Origin of the sequence: Citrobacter sp. Awk 2 (assembly GCF_028069815.1) — a bacterium.
Classification (GTDB): Bacteria; Pseudomonadota; Gammaproteobacteria; order Enterobacterales; family Enterobacteriaceae; genus Citrobacter.
On the sequence record NZ_JANEWL010000058.1, the window covers coordinates 1 to 14,189 of the forward strand.

Consider the following 14,189-nt stretch of genomic DNA (forward strand, 5'->3'; position numbering starts at 1 on the left):
GATATAACTATTTATATATATGAAAAAAAATGGAAAAAATCCATTTTCCGCCGGTGAAAATATCAAGTAATGGAACAGGGAGGTAGTCCAGATAAGGACTACCCAAAGACAAGGAAATATGCTTTAAAAAACAGGTGGGAAATAAAAACGGCAGTCAGGAAAGAGATTCCAGGACTGCCGTTTGTGTTAATTAGCGGAACGATTTCAGAACGGTATGCGGTTGGTTATTTCGCTGAGTTGTTGGGAATCAATGGTTAGAGAACCAGTTCAGCTTATCGCGTAATCCCACAACACGGCCCACGATAATCAGCGCCGGGCTTTCAACCTGTTTTGCCAGTTCACCGAGCTGTGTCAGCACACCGCTGACGACGCGCTGTGTTACAGCGGTACCATTCTCGACCAGGGCAACCGGCATATCAGCTTGCATACCAAACTCGATGAGTTTTTCCTGAATCGTCGCCGCCTGATTCAATCCCATGTAGAACACCAACGTTTGTTTCTCTGCCGCCAGGTTTTCCCAGTCCAGTTCACCGCCTGTTTTCAGGTGTCCGGTAACCAGACGAACGCTCTGCGCATAATCGCGATGGGTCAGTGGGATACCGGAGTAAGCAGAACAACCAGAAGCCGCGGTAATGCCTGGTACGACAGAGAATGGAATACCGGCATGACACAGGGTTTCCAGCTCTTCACCACCGCGTCCAAAGATGAACGGGTCACCGCCTTTCAGCCGCACTACGCGTTTACCTTGTTGCGCTTCGCGCAGCAGGATCTGGTTGATCTCTTCCTGCGGTACGCAGTGATAACCCGCACGTTTACCTACGAACACACGGTCTGCGTCGCGACGCACGAGGTTCATGATATCGTCGGAAACCAGACGGTCATACACCACAACATCAGCTTGCTGGATCTGCTGTAGCCCTTTCAGAGTCAGCAGCCCGGCATCACCAGGACCGGCACCGACCAATACCACTTCACCCCGGTGATCCAGCGGTTCGCTGAGCAACTGCTCAGTGGTTTCCTCTACAGCTTGCTGATCGTCGTTCGCCAGCGACTGCGCCAGGCGGTCATTAACAAACAATTTTTCCCAGAAGCGGCGACGTTCACCCATGCTGGCAAACTGCTTTTTCACGCGGGAGCGCAGTTGCCCGGCATATTGTGCGACCTGGCCCAGATGCTGCGGTAACACGGATTCGAGCCTTTCACGCAGCAGGCGGGCAAGAACAGGGGATGTACCGCCAGAGGAGACCGCCACCATCAGCGGAGAGCGGTCGATAATTGAGGGCATGATGAAACTGGCCGCTTTTGGCGCATCGACCACGTTACAGAAAATACGGCGTGTCTCTGCGGCGTTGCTGACGCTTTGGTTGACGACATCGTCATCGGTGGCGGCAATAGCCAGCCAGCAGGAGTCGAGCAGGGACTCATCGAACGGCCCCTCAACCAGCGTCAGCATGTTTTCATCTGCCCATACTTTGAACTGCGGAATAAACGCCAGCGCATTAACCGTTAAACGGGCGCCCGCTTCCAGCAGTAACCGCGCTTTGCGTTCTGCGACATCACCACCGCCGACGATCAAGCAGTCGCGGTCACGTAGTTGACAAAATATAGGCAAATGATCCACGACATTACCCCTTAATTATTTGGCTGTTATGCCAGATTCTCAGCTTGGTTGATTTTTGCCGGAACAGGACGCTCCGATTTTGGCGTAGCATACCAATAACCTAATCCCATGAATACGACACCGGACAAAGTATTACCTAGTGTCACCCACAGAAGGTTATGACCAATTCCGGACAGGGTATAGGCCTCGCTGTGATGGCCGAACCAGGAAAGGGCAAACAGCGTCATATTGGCTACGGAGTGTTCATAGCCGGACGCGATAAACGCCAGCAGACACCACCAGATTGCAAGGAACTTCGCCGCGCCTTCGGTGCGGATTGCCATCCAGATTGCCAGGCAAACCAACCAGTTACACAGGGCGCCTTTAAAGAACAGTACAGTTGCAGGTGCGGTGGTTTTCGCCAGCGCGACCGTATGCACGATGCTGGTGTCGACCGGCAACAGACTGCCACCGCCCCAACTGTATAACAGAGCGACAAACACAGAGCCCACGAGGTTGCCGAGCCAGGTTTGTGGCAGAATCGCCCACATTTGACCGTGGCTGATGGTGCCCGCTTTAACGCCGAGCGTGAGAAACATCGTGTGGCCGGTGAACAGTTCAGAACCGGCGATAATCACCAGCGTTAAGGCAATACCAAAGGTTGCACCCATTACCAGAGGACGTACGGATGGGTCGAGCAGATTGCCGAGGGTGAAAATAAGAATGATGCCGAGACCGACATAGGCCCCTGCCATTGCTGAGCTGACCCAGAATCCGAGTGGATTATTTGCCGACAGGCGTGCGATGCGCGCAGCGTTAGCCGCACACTTATTAATAGTGTCTGTGAACATGTGTTGATTATCCTTGAAGTACAAAAATAAAAAGAAATCGTAACCGTAGGCCGGATAAGGCATTTATGCCGCCATCCGGCAATTGCCTGATGGCGCTACGCTTATCAGGCCTACCAATAAAAGACCTACAAATACGTCAAAAAAGGGAGGCGTTGCGCCTCCCAAAAATAAGTTAACCGCGCAGTTGCACCATGCCGTCTTTCACTCGGGCTTCGTAATGCTTCACGGAAAACTGTTCGTCTTCCATGCACAGACCGTCGCTTAAGCGAAAACGCTGTTTTTTGAGCGGACTGGCGACCCACAGCTCACCCTGATGTTCAGCAATCAACCCACGCGACAGTACGCTGGACTCAAAGAATGGGTCGATATTGCTGATCGCAAACACCTGATCGCTGTGATACGGGCGAAAAATAGCAACCTGCTCAGTACCTAACAGGGCGCAGACGCCTGTCGCAGGCAGAATGTCATCGATTTTGCAGATGTTTTTCCACTGGCTCATGCGTTTTCCTCCACCAGAGTCACCGGAATACGCTCATAAGGCGTAGCCGGACGATGTTGTTCGCGCTCAGGGACAACCTGAACATTCGGATCGCGTTTATCGCTGTTGATAAAGTGTTTGAAACGAACCTGCGCGGACGGCGTGTTGACCGTTTCTGTCCACTCACACACCACCGCTTCACGCAGACGGGCCATCTCTTCTTCCAGGTGCTGGTTCAGGCCCAGTTTGTCGTCGATGATGACGGACTTCAGATACTCGATACCGCCTTCCAGGTTATCTAACCACGGTGCAGTACGGGTCAGTTTGTCCGCAGTACGGATATAGAACATCATAAAGCGGTCAAGATACTTGAGCAGCGTTTCACGATCGACATCGGCCGCCAGCAGGTCTGCATGACGAGGTTTCATCCCGCCGTTACCACAAACGTACAGGTTCCAGCCTTTCTCGGTGGCGATGATACCGACGTCTTTACCCTGGGCTTCCGCACATTCGCGGGTACAGCCAGAAACACCAAACTTCATCTTGTGCGGTGTACGAATGCCCTTGTAGCGGTTTTCCAGCTCGACGCCGAAGCCAACGCTATCGCCAACACCATAACGGCACCAGGTGCTGCCTACGCAGGTTTTCGCCATACGTAGCGCTTTGGCGTACGCATGACCCGTTTCGAAACCGGCTTCAATTAACTGACGCCAGATTTCCGGCAGGTCATCTTTTTGCGCGCCGAACAGACCGATACGCTGAGAACCGGTAATTTTGGTGTACAGGTTAAATTCACGCGCGATACGGCCCACAGCCACCAGGCCTTCAGGGGTAATTTCCCCCCCCGCAGAGCGCGGGATCACGGAGTAAGTACCATCTTTCTGGATATTGGCGAGGAAGTTGTCGTTGGTGTCCTGCAGCGGCGTATGCTGTGGTTTAAGAATGTATTCATTCCAGCAGGAGGCCAGCAGGGAGCCGACGGTGGGTTTACACACTTCGCAGCCGTAACCTTTACCGTGTTTAGCCAGCAATTCTTCGAAGGTTTTAATGCCTTCTACGCGGATCAGGTGGAACAGTTCCTGACGTGAATACGGGAAGTGTTCACACAGGTTGTTATTCACTTCGATACCCTGCTTCGCCAGTTCGGCGTTCAGGACCTGCGTTACCAGCGGGATACAACCGCCGCAGCCAGTACCGGCTTTGGTCTCGGCTTTCAGCGCCGCAACGGTGTGGCAACCTTTGTTGATAGCGGCAATCAGCATGCCTTTAGTGACGTCGAAGCAGGAACAAATCTGCGCGCTGTCCGGGAGTTTATCCACGCCGATTGATGGTTTACCGCTGCCTGCGTGCGCTGGCAGAATCAGCGAGTCCGGGTTTTCCGGCAGTTCGATGGCGTTCAGCACAAGCTGTAGCAGGTTGCCGTAATCGCTGGTATCACCGACCAGAACCGCACCCAGCAGGGTTTTGTTATCTTCACTTACGATGAGGCGTTTGTAGACTTCTTTGCTTTCATCGAGATAGACATAGCTGCGGGCACCCGGTGTACGCGCGTGCGCGTCGCCAATTCCGCCAACATCTACGCCGAGCAACTTCAGTTTGGCGCTTAGATCCGCACCTTCGAAAGCGTTTTCAGTTTCGAGGATATGATCCACGGCGACCTGGGCCATTTTGTAGCCGGGTGCCACCAGACCATATACACGGTTGTTCCAGCTGGCGCATTCGCCAATCGCGTAGATATCCGGGTCAGATGTCTGGCAGCTGTCGTTAATGACAATGCCGCCGCGCGGAGCGACGTCCAGACCGCACTGGGTTGCCAGTTTGTCGCGTGGGCGAATACCGGTGGAGAAGACGATGAAATCAACTTCCAGCTCGCTGCCGTCGGCAAAACGCATGGTTTTGCGCGCTTCGGTGCCTTCCTGGACGATCTCTTTGGTGTTCTTGCTGGTGTGCACACGCACGCCCATGCTTTCAATTTTGCGACGTAACTGCTCGCCACCCATATGATCCAGCTGTTCAGCCATCAGCATGGGGGCGAATTCAATCACGTGGGTTTCCACGCCCAGGCTTTTCAGCGCTCCGGCGGCTTCCAGACCTAACAGGCCACCACCGACGACGGCACCGCGTTTACTACGGCGGGCGCAAGCCTCAATGGCGTTGAGATCTTCGATGGTACGGTAAACGAAGCAGTCCTGGGTTTCGGAACCTTTAATCGGTGGGATCCACGGATAGGAACCGGTCGCCATGATCAGCTTGTCGTAATAGACCGTACGGCCCGCGCTGGAGTGGATTACCTTCTCCTGGCGGTTGATGGTAATTGCACGTTCACCGACTAACACCTTAACGCCGTGCTTCTCATAGAACCCTTCACGCACCAGAGAAAGCTCTTCAGCGGTGTGGTGAGAGAAGTAGGATGACAGGTGTACGCGGTCGTACGCTTTGCGGGGTTCTTCACAGAAGACGGTAATATCAAAATTGGCAGCGTCGGATTTATCAAGAAGATCCTCAATAAAGCGATGGCCGACCATACCATTACCGATAATAGCGAGTCTGACTTTGCTCATTTTTGCCTCGATTTCTTTTCTATTACTGCCTACCTTAACGATTCAGCAACCGCGCTTATTGATACAAATCAAATTCGGCCTTATATACTCCTTAAGAGGTATATAACTGATTTGTCAGCATTTTTATAAGTGACGGAATTGACAGGCTTTTCATATTTGTACAATTAGCATACAAATTGAGGGGTTTTAGTGTGTTTGGGCCGACATCGCCAGCGAAAGAAGAGGGTATGAGAATAGGCCGGATGGCGCAGACACCATCCGGCAGTGTGTAGGCCGGGCAAGCGAAGCGCCCTCCGGCACTGAGATTAATGCGTTGCTGGTGCGTTATGCAGGCGATGACGCGTGACGAACCCAAGGATAAAGCACATCACGAACACCACGGCATACAGTCCGTTCGCAGTCTGTAATGCGGCTAATGGGCCACTGTGCGCCACGATAGGACCGGTGACGACGAAGGTGAGCATGGTACCAATGGTGCCGCAGGTCAGCACAAAGTTAACCAGTTTAGGTGAGGCAACTTTGGTCTGCTGAGAACCAAGGGTAATAATGGTGGTATAAATCGCGCTGGAGAAGAAGCCCAGTGTCAGAATGAACCACGGCATATGCTCTGGCGTACCGGTGATGAACAGATACATCAGCACGGTGGCCAGTCCCGCCAGTACGGTCAGAATACGCTGCAAATCGAAGAAACGCAGAATAAAGCTAAACGCCCACATGCCGACCATGTAAGACATCCAGAAGTCGCTAACCAGTTTACCGGCATCGTTCAGGCTCATGCCCAGGCTCTTGGCGTATTCCGGAACCCAGGAGATAAAACCAAGCTGACCGAGGATGTAACACAGCGCCGCAATTGCCAGGAACAGTACGCCAATGCCCCATTTTTCTTTAACGGCCGGTGCGTCTGGCTGCTGCGCATGTTTGCCCAGCGCCGGGAATTCGCAGCCGAAGGTCAGCAGGAAAATGGCGACATACACCAGGCCGATACAAGCATAGACCCAGTACCATTCAATGCTGCGCGCGAGCAGGAAGGCTGCAACCATGGGGAAAATCATGCCCGCCATGCTGAAGAAGGAGTCGGTAAACAGCAGACGGGAGCCACGCTGGCGACCTTCATACATCTGAGTCACCAGGAACGTACCAATCGACATGGTGATTCCACTCACCAGGCCCAGCACAAACATTGCTGCAGAGAACAACGCCAGGCTATGGCTGAGCATCAGTCCGGCGATTGCCAAGACCATCAGGATGAAGCCAAAACGCAATTGCGTTTTCAGCGGCACGATTTCCATCAGCCAGGCATTCAGAAAAATAGAGATCAGGATACCTGCGTTCAGAAAGGTGAAGGTGTTACTCATGCTGGAAACGGGCAAATGGAAATAATCTGCGATGTTTCCCATCACCATCCCGGTGACAATTACCAACGCACCTGTCAGGGCGTAGGAGAGAAAGCTAATCCATGTGAGCTTAATGCGATTGCTGTTAGTCATGACTGGCCTGTATAGAAGTGTAAGGCGCATTAACGGCGCCGTGAGCGGGCAGATTTTAGGCGTTTTAGTGATGTATTTAAATATTTTTTGGTAATTACTGAGCTCGTTACATTTTTGTATGTGATCGTGATCACATAGATATTTCCGGCTATGAGGTTACATTTGTTTCAAGTACGTAAAATTAGGTAAAGGGATGGCCTTGTTCATGAAGGCTCTTTAGAATCAATCCACTTGCTTTAGTTTCTGCTCTCGTTTAAGGAAATCTCATGCTCAAATCGACTCTGGCGGCTGTTGCAGCTGTTTTCGCTCTTTCTGCTATCTCTCCCGCAGCGCTGGCAGCGAAAGGGGATCCGCACGTTCTGCTGACAACCTCTGCCGGTAACATTGAACTGGAACTGAACAGCCAGAAAGCCCCGGTTTCAGTGCAAAACTTTGTCGATTATGTCAACAGCGGTTTCTATAACAACACCACGTTCCACCGTGTGATCCCGGGATTTATGGTGCAGGGTGGTGGGTTTAACGAGCAGATGCAGCAGAAAAAACCTAACCCGCCAATCAAGAATGAAGCGGATAACGGGCTGCGTAACACCCGAGGCACGATTGCTATGGCGCGTACTGCGGATAAAGACAGTGCGACCAGCCAGTTCTTTATCAACATTGCGGACAATGCATTCCTCGATCATGGCCAGCGTGACTTTGGTTACGCCGTGTTCGGTAAAGTTGTGAAAGGTATGGATGTTGCGGACAAGATTGCGCAGGTACAGACCCACGATGTCGGTCCTTACCAGAATGTTCCGTCAAAACCGATTGTTATCCTTTCCGCTAAAGTCCTGCCGTAAGCCTATTTTGCGCGGGTAGTCCCTGCCCGCGTTCTCCCCCTTCTCTGCGTAACCCGAAATTGCTGCTTATACTTGTGGCAAGTGTCGGCTCATTCAGGGAGGTCACGTGAAAAAACTCACCGATAAACAAAAGTCCAGGCTCTGGGCGCAACTGCGAAATGCCAATTTCCAGGCAAGCCGGCGACTGGAAGGCGTGGATATTCCACAGGTTACTCTGAGCGCTGAAGACGCCCTGGCGCGTCTTGAAGAATTGCGGAGGCACTATGAGCGATAAATTCGGTGATGGACGTGACCCCTATTTGTATCCTGGGCTGAACGTTATGCGTAACCGGCTGGGGGTTCATCAGGCGCAGCGTCTGGCGCAGGCAGCTTATGAATTGACGGCGCTGCGTGCCGCCACAATTGAACTGGGGCCGTTAGTTCGTGGTTTACCCTACCTGTGCGCTATTCATCGCCAACTTTATCAGGATATTTTTGATTGGGCTGGCAAGCTACGCGAAGTCGATATTTATCAGGGCGACACACCTTTCTGCCATTTTGCCTGGATAGAGAAAGAGGGCAACGTGCTGATGCAGGACCTGGAAGAAGAGTCCTGGCTGGTGGGACTGTCGGAAGAAAAGTTTGTGGGGCGCCTCGCACACTACTACTGTGAAATTAACGTGCTGCACCCGTTTCGCATCGGCAGTGGTCTGGCGCAGCGTATTTTCTTCGAACAGTTGGCGATTCATGCCGGGTATATACTCAACTGGGAGGGCATCCAGGTTGAGGAGTGGAACCAGGCAAATCAAAGCGGTGCCATGGGTGACCTGACCGCCCTGCAGGCGATATTTCGTAAAGTGGTAAGCGAAGCCCTGGAAACTGAGTAGAATAGCGCGGTTCTTCTGCACCGGAGCCGCCATGATCCTGCTTATCGATAACTACGATTCTTTTACCTGGAACCTGTATCAATACTTCTGCGAACTGGGCGCAGATGTCATTGTCAGACGCAACGACGCGCTGACGCTGGCGCAAATTGATGCGCTGAATCCGCAGAAAATCGTCATTTCCCCGGGGCCATGCACGCCGGATGATGCGGGCATCTCGCTGGATGTCATTCGTCATTATGCGGGTAAGATCCCTATGCTGGGCGTTTGTCTGGGCCATCAGGCAATGGCCCAAGCCTTTGGCGCGACCGTCGTGCGGGCGGCGAAAGTGATGCACGGTAAGACTTCACCCATTACGCATACCGGGCAAGGTGTTTTTCAGGGATTGGCAAACCCGCTAACGGTGACGCGCTACCATTCGTTGGTGGTCGCACCTGAGACGTTGCCTGAATGCTTTGACGTGACGGCGTGGAGTGAAACGCAGGAGATTATGGGCATTCGTCACCGTGAGTGGGATATGGAAGGGGTGCAATTTCACCCGGAGAGCATCCTCAGCGATCAGGGGCATCAGTTGCTGGCTAATTTCCTTAACCGGTGATTTATGGTTGCTATTCAGTGATTTTTTATTCATATTTTGTGATTATAATTTCACTAGCATTTCTGCTTAACAGGGTGGTAATGACATGGCAACTGAACAAACTGCAATTACGCGCGCAACATTCGATGAAGTGATTCTGCCGATTTATGCACCGGCAGAGTTTATCCCGGTAAAGGGGAAAGGAAGTCGAGTCTGGGATCAGCAGGGTAAAGAGTACGTTGATTTCGCGGGCGGCATTGCAGTGACCGCGTTAGGGCATTGCCATCCGGCGCTGGTTGAGGCGTTAAAAACCCAGGGCGAAACTCTGTGGCACACCAGTAACGTTTTCACCAACGAACCGGCGTTGCGCTTAGGCCGTAAAATCATCGATGCGACCTTTGCTGAACGCGTGTTGTTCATGAACTCCGGTACCGAAGCTAACGAAACCGCCTTTAAGCTGGCACGCCATTACGCCTGTGTGCGCCATAGCCCATTCAAAACTAAAATTATCGCCTTCCATAATGCGTTTCACGGTCGATCGCTGTTTACCGTTTCCGTGGGTGGGCAGCCGAAATACTCTGATGGCTTTGGACCAAAGCCCGCGGATATCATCCATGTACCGTTTAACGATCTGCATGCCGTAAAAGCGGTGATGGATGATCATACCTGTGCGGTGGTGGTTGAGCCTATTCAGGGGGAGGGTGGGGTTACCGCTGCCACGCCTGAATTCCTGCAGGGGCTGCGCGAACTGTGTGATCAACATCAGGCGCTGCTGGTGTTTGATGAAGTGCAGTGTGGGATGGGGCGTACCGGTGACCTGTTTGCGTATATGCACTACGGCGTGACGCCGGATATCCTGACCAGTGCTAAAGCGCTTGGCGGTGGATTTCCGGTGAGCGCGGTACTGACGACGCTGGAGATAGCCTCCGCGTTCCATGTTGGCTCGCACGGTTCGACCTACGGCGGTAACCCGCTGGCCTGCGCGGTTGCGGGAGCGGCGTTCGATATTATTAACACCCCGGAAGTGCTGGAAGGTATTCAGGCCAAACGCCATGCCTTTGTGCAGCATTTGCAGAAAATTGATCAGCAGTTTGATATTTTCAGCGATATTCGCGGCATGGGACTGTTGATTGGCGCTGAGTTGAAGCCGCAGTTTAAAGGCCGGGCGCGTGATTTCCTTTACGCTGCTGCGCGCGAAGGGGTGATGGTACTAAACGCCGGGCCGGACGTGATGCGTTTTGCGCCGTCGCTGGTGGTAGAGCAGGCTGATATCGATGAAGGGATGCAGCGTTTTGCCCAAGCGGTAGCGAAAGTGGTGGGCTGATTGCCGGATGGCGGCGCGAGCGCCTTATCCGGCCTACAGGGTAAGGTGTGATTCGTAGGCCGGATAGCGTAGCGCCATCCGGCAAATCTCTTAACCCTTCATGTCCCGCAGTCGGCGGCTCAGCCAGATCCCGTGGTGCGGTCGCTGGCGCCAGGCAACAGAAGAGATGGTGTGCATGGTGTTAAGGTGCCCCAGTATTCGTTGTAGATGCTGCTCAAGCGTACTTAATGGGCCGTGTGAGAGCATCTCTGGTGATTCGAGAATATTCACATCACCAGAACTTCCCGGTCCGTCATATTCCAGCCGCTGTTGACAGCGCTGGAGCGCAATTTCGCAGGATTCCAGATATCGCTGCGCCAGATCCGGCGTCAACATCGTGTGCTCCCTTGCCAGGGTAGTCATTGCATTGATGTGCTCGACGATGAACTGGCTGTGTGTAACCCACAGTTTCATATCTGCCAGATAGTGCGAGTTAAACCCAGGTTCCTGCATGGCCTGGTTTAATGAGTTAAACAGCGTGTTTTGCGCCTGATTGACCCGCATGCGCTGATACGCCAACGGCGTGGCCTGCGGATCGTTGCTGAGGATGAGACGGATGGCTTCTTGGTCTGCTCCTAGTGCATCGTGAGCGTTCTTACGTAGTAAACCACTCTGCCATTGCGGCCACAGCCAGAGCGTGCCGCCAAAGGCGATTAAGCAGCCAATCACGGTGTCGACAAACCGGGGCACGATAAACTGTTCACCGTTCAACGTGAGTAACTGTAGGGTATATACCGCCGTGACCGTAAAGCCCACGGTAGCCCAGCCGTAGTTTTTACGGATGATCAGATAGCTCACCAGGGTTATCAGCAGCATAGCCGCCAGCGTGAAGCCCTCAGGAATATGAAAGTGCAACGTGACGCCGGCAATAATCAGTCCGACAAGCGTGCCCACCGAGCGGTGTAAAATACGCACCCGGGTTGCGCCGTAGCCATTTTGCGTGACGAACAGTATCGTCATCAGGATCCAGTAAGGTTTTGGCAGGTGTAAAGCGCTACCCATTAGGCTTGCGATACTCAACATGACGCTGATGCGTCCGGCGTTACGCAGCGCCGGAGATTTCAACGATAAATAGTTTTTCAGTGCAGGAATTAACGGTAATCGACGCTGTTTATCAGCCATCAAATCCCGGGCATACAGTGGGCGTTGGGTACGCAGTACACGGGCAATGCGGCTGAAATGCCAGTAGCAAAATTGTCCCACCGGGTTATCCGGGTGCTGCCGGGCAATCTTCTCCAGGGTGCCGATCTGCTTTTCCATCGAAAAACGCGTCGGCAAGCGGTGGTACAAAATATCATCGGCCAGTACGCGCAGACGTTCCGCAACGGTGCGAGCATTCCAGCGAATCACCTGCTCCGCGTGGCTACGCTCGACCAGCTTTTGCACTTCTTCGGGCTGGTGCAGGCTAACGGAAATATGTTCTTGTAAATCGAGCGCCTCCTGAAAGGCACGTAGCAGGCGTTTGTATTCATTATTGTGATGTGCCGACAGCATGTGCATTTGCTGGTAGCACTGGGTAATCAGATCCACGGCTTTCTGTTGACGGACCAGCAGGGGGGGTAGCGCTTTTTCGGGATCGGCATGCTGGGTCAACATGCTGTATTTGGCCTCACAGTAATCGGCTAATTCGCGGTACAACAAACTGAGTGATTCGCGCAGCGGTTGTTCACGCCACATCCAGAACCAGAACCAGTTAAACAGGCCGTACCATACTGTCCCCAGCGCGTAGATCAGCAATGGCTCCCAGACGGGCATGTTCCCGGCCAGACTCAGTGTGAAAATCGCCGCGATCAGTGAGGCGGGCAGAAGTCGCGCATGCAACGGGCTTAGCTCAGCAGTCACACCGAGAATCAGCGTCAGGCCGGTGAGGATCAGCGGTAGCGGTATCGCTTGCGCCAGCAGTAACTGCATGATCAGGCTGCAACCGGCAAACAGCGACGCGCCAATCACTAAGCGTTTGAAAAAGCGCTTATGTGGGGTATCAAGACCCGCAATATTGCAACAGGCAGGGACGAGGGAGAACAACAGTCCCAGATGAAGCTGACCAATGATAAGACCGACAGCCACAGGTAAACATAGCACCAGCGTCTGTCGTAGTGCGTAGTTGATCTCGGGGTGATAAATCAGTCTTCGCCACATCGGAGCAAACAAAAATGGCGCATTACTACGTAACACGCCATGTCGATGGGATTAACGCGTGCCGTAGACGACGATGGTCTTACCATGTGCGGAGATCAGGTTCTGATCTTCCAGCATCTTCAGGATACGACCAACGGTTTCACGGGAACAGCCAACGATCTGGCCAATTTCCTGACGGGTGATTTTAATCTGCATGCCATCCGGGTGGGTCATCGCGTCAGGCTGTTTCGCCAGATTCAGCAGAGTCTGGGCGATACGACCGGTTACGTCGAGGAAGGCAAGGTTGCCCACTTTTTCAGACGTTACCTGCAGACGACGAGCCATCTGAGAAGACAGACGCATCAGAATATCTGGGTTGACCTGGATTAATTGGCGAAATTTTTTGTAGGAAATTTCAGCGACTTCACATGCGGTTTTGGCACGTACCCAGGCGCTACGTTCCTGGCCTTCTTCGAAGAGGCCTAATTCACCAATAAAATCGCCCTGATTCAGATAAGAGAGGATCATTTCTTTCCCTTCTTCATCTTTGATCAGCACTGCCACTGAGCCTTTAACGATGTAATACAACGTTTCCGCTTTTTCACCCTGGTGAATCAGCGTGCTCTTCGATGGGTACTTATGAATATGGCAATGAGACAAGAACCATTCGAGAGTCGGGTCTGTTTGCGGTTTGCCAAGCACCATGCGCGGTTATCCTCTGTTATAAGCTGTCTCCAGAGCCAGAACACGACGCTGTCTCTGGGGTTGCAAAAATGTGCTTCCCGCTACCTGGGAAGGGGGCTGCTAAAAATAGATTGCAGCCTGTAATGTGATGTCCTCTGCATACATGCAGTACGTCAATGTATTACTGTAGCATCCCGACTGTTTTAGCATAGCTTTCGCCGTGTGTCTCCTGGTGTCTCGCTTCAGCATGACGCAGGTCGCCTTCCATTGCGAGAATTGTTATGTACGCGTAATCTGTCAGGAAAATTGAAACATTGGAGTTACGAAATATGCAAGCGCGTGTAAAGTGGGTTGAGGGGTTAACCTTCCTCGGTGAGTCCGCCTCAGGCCACCAAATTTTGATGGACGGTAACTCTGGTGATAAAGCGCCGAGCCCGATGGAGATGGTATTAATGGCGGCAGGGGGGTGTAGCGCCATTGATGTCGTGTCCATTCTGCAAAAGGGACGCCAGGATGTCACCAACTGCGAAGTGAAGCTCACCTCTGAGCGCCGTGAAGAAGCACCGCGTCTGTTTACCCACATCAATCTGCATTTCATCGTGACGGGTCGCGACCTGAAAGATGCGTCTGTGTCTCGGGCGGTTGATCTTTCTGCTGAGAAATATTGCTCCGTGGCGTTGATGCTGGAAAAAGCGGTGAATATCACCCATTCCTACGAAGTGATTGCTGCTTAACATATGATGCCGGATGGCGGCGTAGCCTTATCCG

General features: G+C 52.7%; 13 protein-coding genes. 6 read left to right on the plus strand and 7 right to left on the minus strand.

Going from position 1 to position 14,189, the window contains the following annotated elements:
• Positions 1–247: 247 nt before the first annotated feature.
• The 5 genes from cysG to tsgA all read right to left on the minus strand — a co-directional run bounded on the left by cysG (position 248) and on the right by tsgA (position 6,977).
• Complete coding sequence (gene cysG / locus NNO02_RS14600) at positions 248–1,621, minus strand: siroheme synthase CysG (protein ID WP_271455114.1); 1,374 nt, start codon at positions 1,619–1,621, stop codon at positions 248–250.
• Between the two features lie 26 nt (positions 1,622–1,647).
• A complete protein-coding gene (gene nirC, locus NNO02_RS14605) occupies positions 1,648–2,451 on the minus strand; it encodes a nitrite transporter NirC (RefSeq protein ID WP_271455115.1) in 804 nt (267 codons plus the stop codon).
• 172 nt (positions 2,452–2,623) lie between these two features.
• Positions 2,624–2,950 carry a nitrite reductase small subunit NirD gene (nirD, locus tag NNO02_RS14610; protein WP_045448391.1) on the minus strand — a complete coding sequence of 109 codons (327 nt, stop codon included), beginning with the start codon at positions 2,948–2,950 and terminating at the stop codon, positions 2,624–2,626.
• The gene (gene nirB, locus NNO02_RS14615; RefSeq protein ID WP_271455116.1) at positions 2,947–5,490 is read right to left on the minus strand and encodes an NADPH-nitrite reductase large subunit; all 2,544 of its coding nucleotides are present in this window, start codon (positions 5,488–5,490) and stop codon (positions 2,947–2,949) included. Before nirB ends, nirD begins: the two co-directional genes overlap by 4 nt.
• A 305-nt stretch (positions 5,491–5,795) precedes the next feature.
• Positions 5,796–6,977, minus strand: a complete 1,182-nt coding sequence (gene tsgA, locus NNO02_RS14620; protein ID WP_137381142.1) for an MFS transporter TsgA — start codon at positions 6,975–6,977, stop codon at positions 5,796–5,798.
• Between the two features lie 266 nt (positions 6,978–7,243).
• Here tsgA and ppiA point away from each other — a divergent pair, with 266 nt between their 5' ends.
• The 5 genes from ppiA (at position 7,244) to argD (ending at position 10,580) form a co-directional block, all read left to right on the plus strand.
• Positions 7,244–7,816, plus strand: coding sequence for a peptidylprolyl isomerase A (gene ppiA, locus NNO02_RS14625; RefSeq protein WP_137381141.1), 573 nt, complete (start codon positions 7,244–7,246; stop codon positions 7,814–7,816).
• A gap of 106 nt (positions 7,817–7,922) precedes the next feature.
• Positions 7,923–8,090: a YhfG family protein gene (locus NNO02_RS14630; RefSeq protein WP_271448649.1), complete on the plus strand. Its 168-nt coding sequence runs from the start codon at positions 7,923–7,925 to the stop codon at positions 8,088–8,090.
• Positions 8,080–8,682, plus strand: a complete 603-nt coding sequence (locus tag NNO02_RS14635) for a putative adenosine monophosphate-protein transferase Fic (RefSeq protein WP_271455117.1) — start codon at positions 8,080–8,082, stop codon at positions 8,680–8,682. Before NNO02_RS14630 ends, NNO02_RS14635 begins: the two co-directional genes overlap by 11 nt.
• Before the next feature lie 31 nt (positions 8,683–8,713).
• The gene (pabA, locus tag NNO02_RS14640) at positions 8,714–9,277 is read left to right on the plus strand and encodes an aminodeoxychorismate synthase component 2 (RefSeq protein ID WP_271455118.1); all 564 of its coding nucleotides are present in this window, start codon (positions 8,714–8,716) and stop codon (positions 9,275–9,277) included.
• Positions 9,278–9,362: 85 nt separating this feature from the next.
• Entirely contained in the window at positions 9,363–10,580 is a 1,218-nt protein-coding gene (gene argD, locus NNO02_RS14645; RefSeq protein WP_271455119.1) for a bifunctional acetylornithine/succinyldiaminopimelate transaminase, read from the plus strand.
• A 90-nt stretch (positions 10,581–10,670) separates the two neighbouring features.
• Here argD and NNO02_RS14650 read toward each other — a convergent pair whose 3' ends face one another.
• Both NNO02_RS14650 and crp read right to left on the minus strand, forming a co-directional pair.
• Positions 10,671–12,758: a YccS/YhfK family putative transporter gene (locus NNO02_RS14650; protein WP_271455121.1), complete on the minus strand. Its 2,088-nt coding sequence runs from the start codon at positions 12,756–12,758 to the stop codon at positions 10,671–10,673.
• 51 nt (positions 12,759–12,809) lie between these two features.
• On the minus strand, positions 12,810–13,442 hold the full coding sequence (gene crp, locus NNO02_RS14655) for a cAMP-activated global transcriptional regulator CRP (protein ID WP_000242758.1): 633 nt from the start codon (positions 13,440–13,442) through the stop codon (positions 12,810–12,812).
• Positions 13,443–13,750: 308 nt separating this feature from the next.
• On the opposite strand from crp, the gene NNO02_RS14660 reads away from it, so the two are divergent.
• Positions 13,751–14,155: an OsmC family protein gene (locus NNO02_RS14660; RefSeq protein WP_202037578.1), complete on the plus strand. Its 405-nt coding sequence runs from the start codon at positions 13,751–13,753 to the stop codon at positions 14,153–14,155.
• Positions 14,156–14,189: the final 34 nt, after the last annotated feature.

Bases quoted from the DNA above. Each gene is read 5' to 3' on its own strand.
- crp (WP_000242758.1), bottom strand. From the start codon at position 13,442: ATGGTGCTTGGCAAACCGCAAACAGACCCGACTCTCGAATGGTTCTTG.
- pabA (WP_271455118.1), top strand. From the start codon at position 8,714: ATGATCCTGCTTATCGATAACTACGATTCTTTTACCTGGAACCTGTAT.
- argD (WP_271455119.1), top strand. From the start codon at position 9,363: ATGGCAACTGAACAAACTGCAATTACGCGCGCAACATTCGATGAAGTG.
- nirC (WP_271455115.1), bottom strand. From the start codon at position 2,451: ATGTTCACAGACACTATTAATAAGTGTGCGGCTAACGCTGCGCGCATC.
- NNO02_RS14650 (WP_271455121.1), bottom strand. From the start codon at position 12,758: ATGTGGCGAAGACTGATTTATCACCCCGAGATCAACTACGCACTACGA.
- NNO02_RS14660 (WP_202037578.1), top strand. From the start codon at position 13,751: ATGCAAGCGCGTGTAAAGTGGGTTGAGGGGTTAACCTTCCTCGGTGAG.
- ppiA (WP_137381141.1), top strand. From the start codon at position 7,244: ATGCTCAAATCGACTCTGGCGGCTGTTGCAGCTGTTTTCGCTCTTTCT.
- nirB (WP_271455116.1), bottom strand. From the start codon at position 5,490: ATGAGCAAAGTCAGACTCGCTATTATCGGTAATGGTATGGTCGGCCAT.
- tsgA (WP_137381142.1), bottom strand. From the start codon at position 6,977: ATGACTAACAGCAATCGCATTAAGCTCACATGGATTAGCTTTCTCTCC.
- nirD (WP_045448391.1), bottom strand. From the start codon at position 2,950: ATGAGCCAGTGGAAAAACATCTGCAAAATCGATGACATTCTGCCTGCG.
- NNO02_RS14635 (WP_271455117.1), top strand. From the start codon at position 8,080: ATGAGCGATAAATTCGGTGATGGACGTGACCCCTATTTGTATCCTGGG.